The following is a 16,222-nucleotide window of genomic DNA, read 5'->3' on the forward strand; positions in this document are numbered from 1 at the left end:
TCTAAGATGCATGTTCCTCATGATGTTCAGCCTGAATTCTCTCCACCAGAGGCTCGGCTGCTCCGTGGATGTTCCCTACTCCGAAAACGGACGAGCGATCCATTATCTTCTGAAGCTCGTTGTAGATGTCTTCAGTGGAGCGGCCTTCTAAATTGATAAATTCATCTGCCTCAATGGTCCCGTCTCTGTAGGCCTGTTCGATTGGGGAGGTAAGATCTCCAATAACAACAAGAGTCCCGATGTCCAGGTTTGGCAGTACGTCACGGGCAAATTGTTCCGAGCGGTCCACTCTGTCTTTTCGGCAGTTCATAATGACAATCGGATGATCCGATGGAAACCCAAGCTCTTTTACCCGCTTCCAGATGTTCAGTGTTGAAGAAGCATCATTTGCTGCAAAGCCATTGAAAAAGTAGGACGGACGCTCAGGATTCCCTGTCTTCAGAATTCTCATGGCTCCCGGGTCGGGCGGTGCATTCAGCATGCCTTTTAGAGCCGTCTCACGGTCAATGTCCATCGCTTCTGCAACCGCAAGAGGCAAAGCTGCGTTATCAGGAAACATCATATACTCAAATTTTCTCAAGTAATCTTCTGAAACCGTTGACGTGTCCGCCACAATTACTTTTGTGTTCCGTGCTGCCGCAATCTCTTTAAAAAAATCCTGGTACGGCCCGTCATTTACGATTAAGTGGCCGTTATACGGAATTGTTGCGGTAAAGGATCTGGCGACGTCATCAATAGTAGGACCGAGGACATCCATGTGGTCTTCAAGGACGTTTACAATCACACCGATATTTCCTTGAAGCATAATATTCTGAAATACTTTCTGATAATCCGGGTTGACCGCCATGCATTCACTTACTAGCACTTCTGTGTTTTCATTTGAAACACTTTTCATTACTTTTAATTGTTCACGGATGTTCGGTCCTTCAGGATCCCTGATGATCGGATCTTCACGGTCATTGTAGATCATTCTTGCCTGGGTTCCGGTTGTTTTTCCGATGGTTTTGTACCCTGCCTCCATCATGATCCCTGTAATCAGCCGGGTGACAGTGGATTTCCCTCTGACACCGTTAATGTTTATCCGGACCGGGATACTGTCAACGTTTCGCTGGTGGCGTTTTCGTTCTAAGACGCCGAAGACGAACAAAAGCACACATGAGAGTGGAATTAATAACATGTTGGGGTCCTCCCGCTTCTCTAATCCATTCGATTTCCGTTAGTATGTCCTGAATCTTATCTAAATAATGGAATGATTTTTCTACCGTTAGTATGGGTTTTTCTGGTTGATTCACTCATCTTATATTCAATTTTTTCATTAACAATTATTTCTTGAAACTATTTAATCAGGAAAAGTGAATGTGAGAGAGGGAAAAAAGAGAGAGGCGCGATCAGGCAAAGAAAGGGTCTTTAGACCTGTTTCCTGTGACAATTCGACCTATAGTTTCGCGGTTTTATTTGTTTATATTACAAACTTTACAGACCGTTTAACGTTATATATCGAATCTTCAAAAAGTATTGTAGGACTTTTAAAGCTTTTGTATAGTTACAACTGTGCAAGACAGGGAGAGAGACAATTATATAAAAAACATAAATTAAGGGGAGAGAGAATAATGAAAAAGGTCGCATTAAGTGTAGCACTAGCAGGTGGAGTATTCTTGGCTCCACAGGTAGCGGACGCAGCTTTGGGAGATCAGACTTTACGTGAGGGTATGAATCACGGGGATGTAAAAGAATTACAGGATCGGTTAAGCTCTGAAGGTCACTTTACATACCATACTTCTACAGGATACTTCGGTTCTATCACCCGCCAGGCGGTTCGTGATTTCCAGCGTGACGCAGGGATTGATGTAGACGGCATTGCAGGACCGCAGACGTTTAACGCCATGGGTGTAAGCGGGGGAAGCAGCTCTTCAAACGTAAGCTCCGGCTCAGGTGACTGGATTACGTATAATGGAACACTGCGTTCAGGTTCACGTGGTGCAAGTGTTACTACCCTTCAGGACGCTTTAAATTCTCTTGGCCACAACGCAGGCTCCGCTGACGGTGTATTCGGTCCTAAAACTGCTGAGGCTGTTCGCAGCTTCCAGCGTGACGCTGGGATTACCGCAGACGGTATTGCCGGACCACAAACGTATAAGGCTTTAAATGGTGAGACTGTTGTTAAATCAGAGAGCACTGGCAGCTCTTCAGACAGTGGTTCTGCATCCAGCACTGTTGAGAGCATCATTTCTACTGCGAAAAGCTTAGAAGGAACGCCTTATGTATGGGGCGGGACAAGCCCTTCAGGATTTGACTGCAGCGGCTTCCTTCAGTATGCATTTGCGCAAAACGGCAAAAGCATTCCACGAACAGTAGCAACCATTCACGATGCCGCAACATCTGTTTCTACTCCGCAGCGCGGGGATCTTGTGTTCTTTGAAACTTACACTTCCGGTCCGTCACACGCTGGTATTTATCTTGGGGACGGAAAGTTCATCCATGCGGGATCATCTACTGGTGTAACGATCGCAGATATGAACAGCTCTTACTGGAGCCCACGTTACCTGGGTGCCGGCCGACTGTAAAAAACGATATTCCGTAAAATGAAAAACTTGTACCTTTATACGCTACCCTCTTGTAGCGAAATGCAAACATGATTTTTATAGACGCCTGTGGACGAGACAGGCGTCTTTTTACAAACGAAACTGTTAATATATGGGTTTGTAGGACACTTTACCCATCCAGAGAAAAGTAGATATACAGTTCTTTCATTTATGGAAGTGACTAAAGTACTGGTTTTTTCGTCTTATTGATGCATATTTTCGCCAAATTATTTGCTAATGTTACAAATTTTACAGACTGTTTAACGTTATATATCGAATTATCAAATACTATTGTCGTATGTAAAAAGCTCTTGTATAGTTACTATTGTACAACACAGGGAGATTTAAACAATTTTATAAACACATAGGATTAAGGGGAGAGATTAGAATGAAAAAGGTTGTATTAAGTGTAGCATTAGCAGGTGGGGTTTTCTTGGCACCGCAGGCAGCGGACGCAGCATTAGGGGATCAGACTTTACGTCAAGGTATGAATCACGGGGATGTAAAAGAATTACAGGAGAAATTACGCTCAGAAGGTCACTTCAGTTTCCATACGGCAACAGGTTACTTTGGTTCTATTACCCGTCAAGCCGTTCGTGATTTCCAAAGAGACGCAGGAATTGCTGTTGATGGCATCGCTGGTCCACAAACGTTCAGCGCAATGAACGTATCTGGTGGCAACAACAGTTCTTCTTCTAACTCAGGGTCAACATCTGTATCTTCCGGATCAGGTGATTGGATCTCATTTAACGGAACACTTCGCCAAGGTTCAAGAGGTGCAGGCGTACGCAGTCTTCAGGACGCATTGAATTCTGTTGGCCACAGTGCAGGTTCTGCTGACGGCGTTTTCGGACCTCAGACAGCACAGGCGGTACGCAGCTTCCAACGCTCAGCCGGTATTACTGCTGACGGAATCGCAGGACCACAGACTTACCGTGCATTAAATGGTGAAACTGTAGTAAAATCAGCTAGCACAAGTCGTTCAAGCAACAGCACATCAAACACTGGAACTTCCACTTCTGCAAATAGCAGTGTTCAAAACATCATTTCAACTGCGAGAAGTCAAGTTGGCGCTCGTTATGTATGGGGCGGGACAAGCCCATCAGGCTTTGACTGCAGTGGATTCATTAATTACGCATTCTCTCAAAACGGCAAAAGCCTTCCAAGAACTGTAGCTCAAATGTGGAGCGCGAGCACACGGGTGTCTTCTCCACAAGTAGGAGACATTGTATTCTTCGAAACTCGTACAGGCCCTTCACACGCGGGTATCTACTTGGGTAACGGACAATTCATCCACTCAGGATCGTCAACAGGGGTTGTTGTTGCAGATATGAACAACACTTACTGGGGACCACGATACCTTGGAGCAGGACGTTTCTAAAATATCTTAAACTAAATGCAGCTTAACTACACAAATCAACCCTACATTTAATCTACCCTGACTATATAGCTTTAAACATAATAATCATTGTTACACTTGGCGCCCGTGGACGAGACGGGCGCCTTTAATAATGGGAGAAGAGAAAAGAAAAGGTAGGTCACACCCTTTCACACTCTTACTATAATAGACGAGCCTGATGTCAAAAAAGTTTCACCTTTTGATTAATTTCTGCAAACATTTGTCTTTCTGGTGTGTACACATAAAAACAACGGGCTATTTCTTTTTTCGAGCACAAAAAAAGCGCCGCTGCCGGGTTCAATCGGCAAGGCGCTTTTTGTTAATGAAGACGTTTAGCTCCCAGGTAACGCTGGCTCCAGTAGCTTGTATTCAGATTAGCAATCGTGATACCGGTGGATGAACCACTATGAATGAATTGATTGTTTCCGATATAAATACCGTTATGAGAAGGACCCGATGTGTAGGTCTCAAAGAAAACAATATCCCCTACTTGCGGCTTACTCACGTTTTTACCAAAGTTGTACTGCTGGGCAGCTGTACGGGGTACTGTAAGCCCGTTTTGCTTGAAAACATACTGGATGAAACCGCTGCAGTCAAAACCGGTAGGAGAAGCCCCGCCCCACACATAAGGCGTTCCAAGGAATGTTGATGCATCCGCGATCAGGTTTAATACCTGAAAGCTTCCTCTTGACGGCTGGGAGGAACTGTTCTCAGCACTCTTCCTATGTATTTCTGCCACTTCATTCAGCTTTTGAATTGTAGCTTTCGTAGCAATACCATCAGCTGTAAGGTTCCACTGCTGCTGGAACTTCCTTACTGATTCTTTTGTAATCGAGCCATAATACCCTGTCGGCTGCACATGGAACAGGCCAAGCGTCCTCAACTGGTTCTGAAGCTCTGTCACCGCCGTACCTTCCGCCCCTTCTCTAAGGGTTGATGCAGAACTGCTGTTATTTGAGCCTGAGTTTGAATTGTTATTGCCTGAGTTGCCATTCTGGCTTTGGCCTGTCCAGTTTTCAAGGGCTCTGAAAGTATGAGGGCCGGCAATGCCATCTACTCCTATACCTGCTGCCTCTTGAAAGTCCCGCACGGCCTGGCGGGTTATCGTACCATATGTACCTGTGACACCGGAATTGTAAAATCCGTGTGTTTTTAGCTTTTCCTGCAGTTCACTTACTGCAGACCCTTTGTCATTTAAACGAAGAACGGTGTTGGCAGGCAGTGAGCCGGAATTTTTTGAGCCATTTGACGAAGACGGCTGCTCCGGACTGTATGCTTTCCCTTTTCCACTATTCATGTGACCGATTGTCTGTGGACCGGCAATACCATCACGCAGCAGGCTGTTTGCCTGCTGATAAGCAAGGACAGCCTCTCTTGTACCAGCCTGAAAGCTGCCACTTACCGAGCCGGTATAGTACCCCAGTTCTTTTAGTTTTTCCTGAAGCAGTGTAACCGCACTGCCGGAAGATCCTTGTCTGAGGAGCTGGGTGTCAGGGATTGTTTTTGAAGCCTCCTGTCGGGCAGGTTGAGAGCTGCCGTTGGAGGATGAATTACTTTTTAGCGCTCCAAATGTCTGAGGACCGGCGATACCGTCAGCCGTAAGTCCGTTTGCTTTTTGAAAATCAGTTACAGCTTTGCGGGTCACTTCACCATAAAAGCCTGTCGCCGTGTGGAATTGAAAAAATCCTTTTTCCTTCAGTGTTTCCTGCAGTACTTTGACATCATTATTATTCATACCAAAATGAAGGGTTCGTTCACCAAATGATGCTTCTGTAGCTGATGGAGCCGCAAATACAACTCCTGCCACAGCAACTGAAGCTGTAACAATTGCTTTTTTCGACGACAACAATGACATTATTACACCGCTCCTCTTATTTTATGTTTTAATTGGCTAAATTTGGCTTATTTTATACTTAATTTTACCCCTGCAGTTGGTGAGATTCAATACCATTTGTACACTATCAGAAACAACCGAATAAGGTAACGGTTCATGGCGGGACTTTTTTATCTTTAAGTCAAATTTCAAAAGGATCAGGTTTAGCTTGGAAGGATTGTGGTTAAGGGTTGTTTGGGACTTATAAGAAAGGAATACCTGTGTTTGTTTTCCCCTTTGTAAAGGTGGGACTTTTTTATGTATTTCAGGTAAAAGCTTTTGGGTTTTAATGCTTCAGGTTTCTGCTTTTACAGACTAAAAAGAATACAAAAAAAGACCAGGGTGGTTGAGGCCCTGGTCTTTTCACGTTCATTATATTTATCTTCAATTAAGGGGGAATTGGGAGAGAATATAGGTTGAACGTGCGTTACAAGTGTTATTCACAGTAAGGATTTGTTTATCCTTGCCCCGGGTGAGCGAGGGGGGTTAGGCCTCAGGACACCCAGGGATGGGTTATTTAGAGAGTTAGGGTTGTATAAATTAAAGGGTTAGAGTGTAATGCCTGGGTGGGTTAAGCCCGGATTACATGTCAGCGTCTTCGTCGTCTTCTTCCATGTCATCTTCCATGTCAAACTCATCGTCTTCTTCAAGATCGTCTTCTTCTTCGAAGTCGTCTTCCATGCCGTCATCTTCCATGCCGTCATCTTCCATGTCAGCATCTTCTTCTACACCAGTGTCATCGCCCATGTCGTCTTCTGCTGGGTCTTGCTCAGCATCTCCACATGCTGCGAGAACTCCTACTGTTAGTACTCCTGATAATACTGAAAGCATAAGCTTTTTCTTCATGATTAAATTCCTCCTAGTTGTACCATTCCAAGATGGTTGTTGTTTTTAGTGTTTGGGATGTTAGCGAGATCCCTGTTTCGATGGACGCTGTGTTTCAACGTCGGAATCATCATAACGCGAGAAAAAACCAACTGCAATAGATCTTGCAAGTTTTTTGCACATTTTGAGATTTTACCAAAATGCGTTTTCTCATGGAAAGATGCAGGGGATTCCCCCCACACCTTAGGATAACTTAAGCGGGAAGGCTTAATAATCGCCTTCGTCGTCCATGCCGCCGTCGTCTTCCATGCCTGGGTCATCCTGCATCGGATCTTCTTCAGCGTCTCCGCAAGCTGCCAGGACTCCAATGGATAAAACTCCGGCTAAAAGAGAAAGTAATACTTTCTTTTTCATAACTTGTCCCTCCTTCTAAGATGTAGTGGTCGTGTTGGTTGTTCTATACGAATAAGGGTTATGGGGCAAAAATCCCCGGTTCAATGTCAGGTGATTGGATTAAGTGTCGCCATCCATGTCATCATTCATGTCATCTTCCATTTCCATGTCCGGGTCATCTTCCATACCCGGGTCGTCTACATCGCCTCCGCAGGCAGCGAGAACGCTAAGGGACATTGCTCCTGCCAGTACAGATAAGAACAGTTTTTTCTTCATTACTTATTCCTCCTTGAAGAATTGAAATGATTCAAAACCATCCGGCTTAAATAGTATACCGGAAAAAGGTAATATACATGTTAACCGGCAATGCCGGGACACTGTAGAGTATAGTTTAGACTAAATCAGGACTATTCATCCATTTCGTCGTCTTCTTCCATATCGTCACCCATGTCGTCATCTTCCATGTCATCTTCCATGCCATCGTCTTCCATGCCGTCATCTTCCATACCGTCATCTTCCATACCGTCATCTTCCATGCCCGGATCTTCTTCCATACCTGGATCTTCTTCTGTGTCACCACATGCACCTAATACTCCAATGGCTAAAACTCCGGAAAGTACTGAAAGTAATAATTTTTTCTTCATTTTAAATTCCTCCTGATTTTTTAAAAGTATTTTTGTGTTTATCTGGATGCTCATATGACTGAGTGATTGTGTCTGATCATGAATCAATGAATGCCACTTCTGCTTATTGTGATCTGTTTATCTTTTAGTCATGCAATGCAGCATGTGGGACTTGTTATTCTTCTTGACCGTCTTCTTCCATGTCACCCTCAACATCAACATCTGCGTCAACATCAGCGTCGCCGCCGTTATCCTCAGTGTCTTCTTCTACACCTGTATCGGCATCACTATCATCAACGTCAACTTCCTGCTCCTGGTCACCGCATGCGGCCAGAACACCAACGGCAAGAAGTGAAGATGCTGCTGTTAATAAGGCTTTTCTTTTCACGGAATCAGCCTCCTGTCCGGTAAAAATAATTCGAATATGAGTCCAGCTTTTTAATTTGCTGTGATCAGTGACTCTACTCGAGATATATCACCTTTCCTCCAATCCCAAACGTAAAAAGACAGTATTCACACACAATCACACATTCTCACAGCATCCTCCCAAAGTCTCACCCATAAAATGTTAGCCAAAATGGGGGGGGCTGTCCCCGCACAATTGTTTGTAAGATTGCGGCAGTGCGCATTTTGTCTCTTCGTTTGTGGTAATTATTTGTCGGATGAAGCCATGTCAATAGGATTAGTGGAATTTTTTGGGGACAGACCCCCGAACTTTTGGAGATTAATTAAACGTTTGATTAAGGCGGGGGAATTTGACATGAAGAAAGAGGAGGGGACAAAAGGTGTGTTTTTTCACCTTTTGCCCCTCCTCTGTGGATTGCGGATTATTCCTGTTTGTCGCCGAGGGCGAACATCATTTCCATTTCTGCAACGGTTTCGCCGTTAACTGTGGCAACGGCTTTGCCTTTCCCGATACTGCCCCGCAGTCGTGTCATTTCAACTTCGAGGCGGAGTTGGTCTCCTGGTGTTACCTGGCCTTTAAAGCGGCATTTATCAATACCGGCAAAAAAGGCAAGGCGGCCTTTATTTTCTTCTTTTTTCAGAATGGCGACAGCACCTACCTGAGCGAGGGCCTCCACAATCAATACTCCAGGCATAACCGGGTACTCAGGGAAATGGCCGTTGAAAAATTCTTCATTGGCAGTGACGTTTTTAATTCCGATCGCGCGCTTCCCCTCTTCCACTTCAAGAATCCGGTCGACAAGTAAAAAAGGATATCGGTGAGGAATGATTTCTTTGATTTGTTCTGTATTTAACATGAGTTAGTACCTCCTCTTATATGCTGGTTTTAATTTTTAACTACGTTTAGTTTATCTTTTTTTTGTCGGTTTGTAAAAGCCCGTTGTTACTATTGAGTGGTGAACGAGGAGTTGCACTGGTTTTTACACTTACATCCGTCTTTTTTACGTTTCGCTCCTGCTATTTTACAGTTATAACGAGCTTTTTTACAGTTAGTCCCTATCTTTTTACGTTTAGGCCCACGCACCCGCACCCGCTGGAAGAAAAAAATAACCCCTGGCGCGGGTGCGGCCAGGGGATGAAAGTTATTCAGGTACATCTGTATCCTTATAGATAATATCCACTATGTGATACCAGGTGTCTCTTTCAAAGACATCGGCAGGGTTACCGTCGCCTACAACGCCGTAGCCGATCATGGCACCGGCTGCCAGACTGATAAACAAGAAGATAACCACCAGAATCAAGCGGAGCCAGATTGGGATTAACCGGATTCGTCCGGGTATCTTCCTGGAAATGTTTTCTTCCTTCTTCCGGACTTTTTCCTGTTCCTGCGCCTCGTGTTTTTGTTTCCTTATCTCTTCACGAGTCATATGATGTGTTTCGTTCTCTTTGGTCATGTATAAACTCCTTGTTTACAATGGTTCTCTCTACACATTGTAGCTTTAACGGATGTTGTTTACAAGTCCCATCATCTCATCAGTGATCGAAATGGCACGGGTATTAAACTGATATCCCCGCTGCGTTTGAAGCATATCATTCATTTCTTTGGCCATGTCCACGTTGGACATCTCAAGAGCCCCCTGCTGGAACACTTGTGTGCCTGCGGTCTCTGTGAGAACGTCATCGATCCCGAGGTTAAGCTCATCTAAATCAGGGAGTCCATAATAATTTCCCCCGTGACTTTCCAAGAGCTGCGGTTTTGTAATAGAAACAAGCTGCAATTGTCCTGCAGTAACCTCTGTATTTTCCCCATCATTCAGTGTGACCTGGATTTCGCCGGATTCACTCACTCTCAGGTCACGGAAGCTGCCCGGGATCGTGATGGGCTGGCCATCCTGTGACTGTATGTATTCGCCGGATCGGTCGACGAGGAAGTTCTCGGCTTGGTTGTTCGGATTTGGTGACAGATAAAAGGCACCGTCACGGGTGAAGCGCCGTTCGCCGTTTTCTCCTGGTACGAGTTCAAAATAATAGCCTGGTTCCGTGATGGCAACATCAAGATCACGGCCTGTCTGGGAGATGGATCCCTGTTCGAAGCGGACGGCTGTCTGGGCTACGGCTCCCCCCGTTCCGGTGCGGATCCCTGCCGGTGTCTGCCTTCCTGTTTCGTACTGTTGGGAGGTTTGATTATTGACCTGTTGGAATAACAGGTCGGAAAAGCTGACGTCCCGCCGTTTATATCCTGATGTATTCATGTTTGCCAGGTTGTGCCCGGTGGTGTCCATTTTGTGCTGGAGCTGTCCGAGCGTTACGGCTGAGTTAATCATTGCTTGATTCACAGTGGATGCACCTCCTTTTCATTACCCGATTCTGCCTACATCGTTCACTGCCCGCTCCATGCTTTTATCATAGGACTGCAGCATGCGCTGGTTTGCTTCGAAAGAGCGCAGCGTAGCCATCATTTCGGTCATGGTCCGGGCTGCGTCCACGTTCGATCGTTCAATAAACCCTTGTTGGATCTGGTACTCAGCATCATCGTTGTTGACCGCTGTAACCGGGGGTTCTTCCCCTTCGTAGCGAAGAAGGCCGTTCCCTTCTTTAACCAACTGGGCCGGATCAGGGACGATGGCAACGTTAAGCTGGGTCAGTGGTTGCTGATCTGGCCCGGTCAGGATTTCTCCCCATTCGTTCACGGTAAATTGCTCATTCCCTGTGTTGATCCGCTCTCCCTCACTGTCAAGAACGTAATTTCCCTGTGACGTTGTTAAAAAGCCTGCGCCATCAACGGTGAAGTTTCCGTTTCGGGTGTAACGGATGGTGCCGTCATCAGACTCCACAGTATATAGAAGCGTTGCAGCCTGTCCTGTCTCTTCGTTAACCGGAACGTTCCCCTGAAGCAGCGCAAGATCAGTGACATTGCCCGTTTCCTGAATGTCGCCCTGGGTAAAATCCGGTGTTCGTTCCTGCATATAAACGCCAGTTGCAAGCTCTCCTACGTGGTTTGATCCAAACCGCCGGGAATGGTCGGTTCCTGTGGCCTGAATGAGCATGTTAGGAAACGTCCGAAGCGAGCCTTGATCTGCTTTAAACCCTGGTGTATTCGCATTTGCTAAATTATCAGTAAGCATTTCCTGACGGCGCTGCTGGGCAATCATGGCTGATGCCGTTGTGTGAAGTCCTCTGAGCATGGTATTACACCTCTGTTTCGTAAAAAGATTCGTCTCTTTCTTTTATCGGCAAGGTCGGTATCAGACTTTAATTCCCCGTTTAGACAGGCGGTCCAGGTTATGCAGGAGTTTTCCTGTTCCGTTCACGACGCAGTTCATCGGCTCTTCGGCTACGAAAACCGGTACTTTTAGCTCCTGTGCGAGAAGCTCGTCCATGCCGTGAAGATACGCGCCTCCTCCGGTGAGGATGACCCCGCGGTCAATAATGTCTGCTGAAAGTTCCGGTGGTGTCTGCTCAAGAACAGTCTTGGACGCTTGTACAATATGGTAGACCGACTCCTCAAGGGATTCGCTGATTTCCTGGGAGGTGACGGTAATCGTTCTTGGCAGTCCGCTCACCATATCGCGTCCGCGGATATCGATTTCTTCGTTACGACCCTCAGGTGATACAGTTCCTACTTCAAATTTAATCTGCTCGGCAGTACGTTCGCCGATGAGAAGCTTGTATTTTTTCTTTATGTAATTCAGGATGTCGTGGTCAAAACGGTCTCCGGCTACTTTTATGGAAGAAGCTGTTACGATATCGCCCATGGAAAGGACAGCTACGTCCGTTGTTCCTCCGCCGATGTCGACCACCATGTTTCCGTATGGCTGGTAAATATCCATGCCGGCGCCGATCGCTGCCACTTTCGGTTCTTCTTCAATAAAGATGGATTTGCCGCCGCTTTTTTCTGCAGCTTCCCGGATCGCTTTCTGCTCAACGGAAGTAATGTTGGTCGGGCAGCAGATGAGGATTCTTGGTTTGGAGAAAAAGTTACGGACTTTTATTTTATCAAGAAAGTGCTTAAGCATTGATTCAGTCATGTCAAAATCAGCGATAACACCATCCTTCATCGGGCGGAGCGCCACGATGTTCCCGGGCGTACGTCCGACCATGCGGAAAGCTTCATAACCGACTGCCAATACTCGTTTTGTGTTTGTGTCAATGGCTACAACGGATGGTTCATTAAGAACAATCCCCCGCCCTTTCATGTGAATAAGTACATTAGCTGTACCGAGATCTATTCCGATATCCCTACCAAACATTTCATTTTTCCTCCCTGATATTGTATATTTGCGCCTTTTTATATTCCGTTCATTGTAGATAAAGTATCCAATGTTTAATTTTATCACAATTTGTCAGAATAAGGTGGGAGTTTCATGAAATTTTTGTACAAAAACCCTCAAAAAGGATGGGTGCAAAACGAAGTTCCGGTTTTACGATGATGCGTCCTTTTCTGGTTGTGCCGGGCTTTTTTTACACCGTTAAGATAGGGATAGCGGATTAGTCAAGGTTTCCTGCATCTCCAACGATTTATCAGCGCCTGAGCGCGCAGGCTGAAGTACATCCGGCTTCACACTATACAAAAGCCAGACAGGATCGTGTTTAGCTGCATCCTTCTTTCAGGTCAATAACGGGCGCTCTTTGGTGGTTAAAGAGAAACGTGGCGTTTACGCTTTCGTTTCCGCCATCTTTTTTCCCACATGAGTCTTTTTGTACTTCACTTTTGTTGCTTCTCCTCCGCGAAGGTGACGAATGGATTTATGGTACTCGAGAATTTCTTTTACTTCATTCGCCAGTTCCTGGTTGATTTCAGGCAGCCGCTCGGTCAGATCTTTGTGGACCGTGCTTTTGGAAACGCCGAATTCCTTTGCGATGGTTCGTACTGTCTTTCTCGTCTCGACGATGTACCTACCGATCTTGATTGTCCTCTCTTTGATGTAATCGTGCACACCTCTCGCCTCCCTAATGTTTCTAGGTTCAAAAAGACGGAGAAAAAGACAGCCACCCATAGATGCTATTCCTGCTGCTGGTGGTTGCGTTCCCAAGTTCCAAACAGGTTGCCTGTCAGCACTCGCTATCTCCTTGAACGACCTTGTCAATGTGGTAAGGTTTGTTAAATTTTATTAACGAGCTTGCTTAGATATGCACAAAAATCACAGAAGATGTAAAATCCCTGTCTCGTCAAGGCGTTTTCGATGTTTTACACAATTGTTCGGGGGACAGACCCTTGAAGAGGGTTGATGCAGCCGGAATGCCCTTCGCTTTCCGCGGAGGTGCCGGCGAGCCTCCTCAGGCTTCGCCCTGCGGGGCCTCACCCTGGCCCCCACTTCCGCAGGAGTCTTCGGCCATTCCAACTGCATCGATTTTTTTCATATCCGAAAAAATATGATTACTTTTTCATAATAAGAAACGAAGCGGAGGAATTGACTACAGCACCGAGCATATATATCGGATGAACGTTGATTTGCTTAGACACATACACAGCACGTCACTAGAGGAAGAAGTGAAAAAAATGGAACTTAAGGACCCGCAGGCCTGTTTTCCTCAAGGAGGCTGAAGTGATGTTCAACAACAATCTTTTAAGAAACTTTGTTAAATACCATTTGTTTTAAAAATGTTGATTGCAGTGAATGCGCGACACTCCTGCGGGAAGAGCGAGTTCCGGGGAGACCCCGTAAGCGCGCAGCGCTGAGGATCGAGCCGCCCGCTGAAAGGGAGCGCAATGAGCGTAAATCAACAACTGATTTTTAGAAAACCCCATACGAAAGGAACTTAAAATAAAGAAAAATTGGATATTTATATTCATTCGAAAAAACTTAATTTTTCTCAAACTATAAATTTTGCACACATAAAAACAGCAGCCCCCGGACGCGGTGGGGGCTGCTGCTGAGGGTGTCACATGAGATTGTGACTGCTAAAGGAAGTATTGAAGGTACTTCCTTTAGGGTTTTACTTTATCGGTTTAGTTGGAATTAAAACTAGCTTACTGGTTGGCAATATGGAAAGCTGCGTTTTACGCTTTTTCTTTTGGTGCTTCATTTGCTGTATTCAGTGCCTGTTTACGTCTGGAATTCCGGCATGAGCCTGGATTCCAGTGAAACCTTGACTTAACCTGATCCCGTAACTAGTCTTCCTGTCTGAGATCTTCGACAACTGATTCCGGAAGTTCTTCACTTCCAGGCTCTTGTGCCGCCTGATCCTCGTCAACATCCGGGAGAGAAGCGATTGGCTGCTCCATGTACTCCAGTGGATTTACCGGAACACCGTCTTTACGGATCTCAAAGTGCAGGTGAACACCAGCATCTGTGTTATACAGGTTACGTCCGGCTCTTGCCATTACGTCACCTTGTTTCACAGTCTGACCCGCTTCTACCAGTACGCCTTCAAGGCTTTGATAGATAGACAGGATGTCATCATCATGTTCTACGTGAACCACTTGTCCGAACAACGCGTCTTCTTCAGCTTTAACAACTGTACCACTCATGGCTGCTGTCACATCGAAGCTTTCTCCGTTATCAGATGCAAAGTCGACACCTTTATTTTGGTAGTAGTAATTATTGTACTGAATTAAGGCATCTACTTGCTCGTCAACAGAAGACTCATAGTCATAAAAGCTTCCTACGACACTTACTTCGTTTTCATCAAGTACCGGCATTTCAAACACTTCGTTTTGCACCGCTACAGGTGTAGCATCTTCATCGTCCCCTGGCTGAACAATATCAAACTCAGAGTCTTGCGTTGGATCCTGCGTAAGATCTTCACTTGTAGATGTTAGCCAGATAAAACCTGTAATTACGACTGCAGCAAGCGTTAAGTAAAGAGCCGGCATTGTAAAACGTTTTTTCATCAGGCGTTTGAGATTCGCCTTAAGTTGTTCCACTTTGGAAACTTGTTTTTCTTCTTGATTCATTTGATCATCACCTCAGCAACCATTCTGATCAAATTGTCAACAGTTTATACATTATTCAGAAAAAAGTTCTGAAGCCTGTCCCCTCCACCTTCCTATACATGCTCAAACCTTTGAAAAACGGGCATTCCCCTATGTCAACAGTAAAATGCAAATTGTCGGGGGACAGACCCCCGACAATTATTTTTTGGCTGTAAAGCTGCCCAGTATGTTTTCGGCCTCTGTGATCTGAACGTCCTTGTAGTAGTGATGAATGATGTCCTGATAAGTCTTTCCTTCCTTGGCCATCCCGTCTGCTCCAAACTGGCTCATACCCACGCCGTGGCCCCAGCCTCTAGTAGTAACAACAATTTCAGTTCCGTTACGGGTGATCGTAAAGTCACTTGAGTCCAATTCGAGTTTATCGCGGATCTCCCTTCCAGTGAATTCTGTATCACCAAAACGGACCTTCCCTACACGTCCGCCGGTTGTACGCTCTGTTATTTCACCTATAGCGCTGCCCGATATGCCGGCCACGCTTACACCGAGAGTTGATTCAAATTCTGGAACCGTGAATGTACGCTCCCCGCTAAATCGAGGTGATTCTTTATCCCACGGACTTTCTACACTGCGCAAATAAGGAATTTCATTTTCCCAGTATTCTTCCGAGTTTTCTGTATAACCGTTGCTCGTCGAGAAAAACGTTGCAGTAATCGGGCTGCCGTTGAATGTGATGACCTCTCCTTTAGTTTCAGCAACCGCTTCTTCAATTTTGGCCATCATATCTTCATAGTTGTCTCCATGTCTCGCTTTAAGCTCTTCCTGGTCCTGAAAAACCTGATGCATGACCGTATCGGTCACATCGGCCCCCTCGGGAATGTTGACGTCACTCGGACTCGTCAGCTGCCTGATAATATAGGTGCGTGCTGTGAGCGCCTGGGCCTTTAATGCTTCCTTTTCATAAGAGGCCGGCATCTCTGAAGCAACTACACCAGCAATGTAGCTTTCGAAATCCACTTCTTCAATGGTTTCACTCTGAGATCTGAAAACTGAGACTGTCAGCTCTCCACCAGCGCTCTGGGCGCTCTGAGTCTCCTCCTGTTGTTGCAGCGAGTCGATTGAGGCTGTTGCTTCCTGTGCCGCCTGCTCAGGCTCATCTCCTGCAAACCAGACAACAAGCAGGGAGGGAATCACTAAGATGACCCCCATGAGAATAATTCCGACAAATATAAATTGCTTCATTCCTAC

General features: G+C 45.7%; 17 protein-coding genes. 2 read left to right on the forward strand and 15 right to left on the reverse strand.

The genetic code is table 11. From position 1 onward, the window contains the following. Position 1: 1 nt before the first annotated feature. The gene (pgsB, locus tag EBO34_RS13835; protein WP_122899533.1) at positions 2-1,177 is read right to left on the reverse strand and encodes a poly-gamma-glutamate synthase PgsB; all 1,176 of its coding nucleotides are present in this window, start codon (positions 1,175-1,177) and stop codon (positions 2-4) included. Between the two features lie 433 nt (positions 1,178-1,610). Here pgsB and EBO34_RS13840 point away from each other — a divergent pair, with 433 nt between their 5' ends. Continuing rightward, a complete protein-coding gene (locus EBO34_RS13840; protein ID WP_122899535.1) occupies positions 1,611-2,564 on the forward strand; it encodes a C40 family peptidase in 954 nt (317 codons plus the stop codon). 406 nt (positions 2,565-2,970) lie between these two features. After that, entirely contained in the window at positions 2,971-3,963 is a 993-nt protein-coding gene (locus tag EBO34_RS13845; protein ID WP_122899537.1) for a C40 family peptidase, read from the forward strand. Between the two features lie 337 nt (positions 3,964-4,300). Here the strand turns inward: EBO34_RS13845 and EBO34_RS13850 are convergent, their stop codons facing one another. From EBO34_RS13850 to spoIID, 14 genes are all read right to left on the reverse strand, one after another. Next, on the reverse strand, positions 4,301-5,836 hold the full coding sequence (locus tag EBO34_RS13850) for a C40 family peptidase (protein WP_122899539.1): 1,536 nt from the start codon (positions 5,834-5,836) through the stop codon (positions 4,301-4,303). 600 nt (positions 5,837-6,436) lie between these two features. After that, positions 6,437-6,700: a DNA primase gene (locus EBO34_RS13855; protein ID WP_122899541.1), complete on the reverse strand. Its 264-nt coding sequence runs from the start codon at positions 6,698-6,700 to the stop codon at positions 6,437-6,439. Between the two features lie 246 nt (positions 6,701-6,946). Then, positions 6,947-7,093 (reverse strand): hypothetical protein, encoded by a 147-nt coding sequence (locus EBO34_RS20745; protein ID WP_183163883.1) that lies wholly within the window; start codon positions 7,091-7,093, stop codon positions 6,947-6,949. Positions 7,094-7,192: 99 nt separating this feature from the next. After that, on the reverse strand, positions 7,193-7,348 hold the full coding sequence (locus EBO34_RS20750; RefSeq protein WP_183163884.1) for a hypothetical protein: 156 nt from the start codon (positions 7,346-7,348) through the stop codon (positions 7,193-7,195). Positions 7,349-7,479: 131 nt separating this feature from the next. Then, complete coding sequence (locus EBO34_RS13860; RefSeq protein WP_122899543.1) at positions 7,480-7,716, reverse strand: DNA primase; 237 nt, start codon at positions 7,714-7,716, stop codon at positions 7,480-7,482. A gap of 154 nt (positions 7,717-7,870) precedes the next feature. Beyond that, positions 7,871-8,083, reverse strand: a complete 213-nt coding sequence (locus EBO34_RS13865; protein WP_122899545.1) for a hypothetical protein — start codon at positions 8,081-8,083, stop codon at positions 7,871-7,873. 439 nt (positions 8,084-8,522) lie between these two features. Further along, positions 8,523-8,957, reverse strand: coding sequence for a 3-hydroxyacyl-ACP dehydratase FabZ (gene fabZ, locus EBO34_RS13870; protein ID WP_122899546.1), 435 nt, complete (start codon positions 8,955-8,957; stop codon positions 8,523-8,525). Between the two features lie 285 nt (positions 8,958-9,242). Beyond that, positions 9,243-9,554: a DNA-directed RNA polymerase subunit beta gene (locus EBO34_RS13875; RefSeq protein WP_122899548.1), complete on the reverse strand. Its 312-nt coding sequence runs from the start codon at positions 9,552-9,554 to the stop codon at positions 9,243-9,245. Positions 9,555-9,599: 45 nt separating this feature from the next. Then, entirely contained in the window at positions 9,600-10,436 is an 837-nt protein-coding gene (locus tag EBO34_RS13880; RefSeq protein ID WP_122899550.1) for a flagellar hook-basal body protein, read from the reverse strand. Between the two features lie 21 nt (positions 10,437-10,457). After that, on the reverse strand, positions 10,458-11,285 hold the full coding sequence (locus EBO34_RS13885) for a flagellar hook-basal body protein (RefSeq protein WP_122899552.1): 828 nt from the start codon (positions 11,283-11,285) through the stop codon (positions 10,458-10,460). 60 nt (positions 11,286-11,345) lie between these two features. Beyond that, positions 11,346-12,350 (reverse strand): rod shape-determining protein, encoded by a 1,005-nt coding sequence (mreB, locus tag EBO34_RS13890; RefSeq protein ID WP_122899554.1) that lies wholly within the window; start codon positions 12,348-12,350, stop codon positions 11,346-11,348. A gap of 405 nt (positions 12,351-12,755) precedes the next feature. Beyond that, positions 12,756-13,037 carry a sporulation transcriptional regulator SpoIIID gene (gene spoIIID, locus EBO34_RS13895; RefSeq protein ID WP_122899556.1) on the reverse strand — a complete coding sequence of 94 codons (282 nt, stop codon included), beginning with the start codon at positions 13,035-13,037 and terminating at the stop codon, positions 12,756-12,758. A gap of 1,175 nt (positions 13,038-14,212) precedes the next feature. Beyond that, entirely contained in the window at positions 14,213-14,998 is a 786-nt protein-coding gene (spoIIQ, locus tag EBO34_RS13900; RefSeq protein WP_122899558.1) for a stage II sporulation protein SpoIIQ, read from the reverse strand. 177 nt (positions 14,999-15,175) lie between these two features. Beyond that, positions 15,176-16,216, reverse strand: coding sequence for a stage II sporulation protein D (gene spoIID / locus EBO34_RS13905; RefSeq protein WP_122899560.1), 1,041 nt, complete (start codon positions 16,214-16,216; stop codon positions 15,176-15,178). Between the last annotated feature and the right edge of the window lie 6 nt (positions 16,217-16,222).

This window comes from Alteribacter keqinensis (genome assembly GCF_003710255.1).
Taxonomy (GTDB): Bacteria; Bacillota; Bacilli; order Bacillales; family Salisediminibacteriaceae; genus Alteribacter; species Alteribacter keqinensis.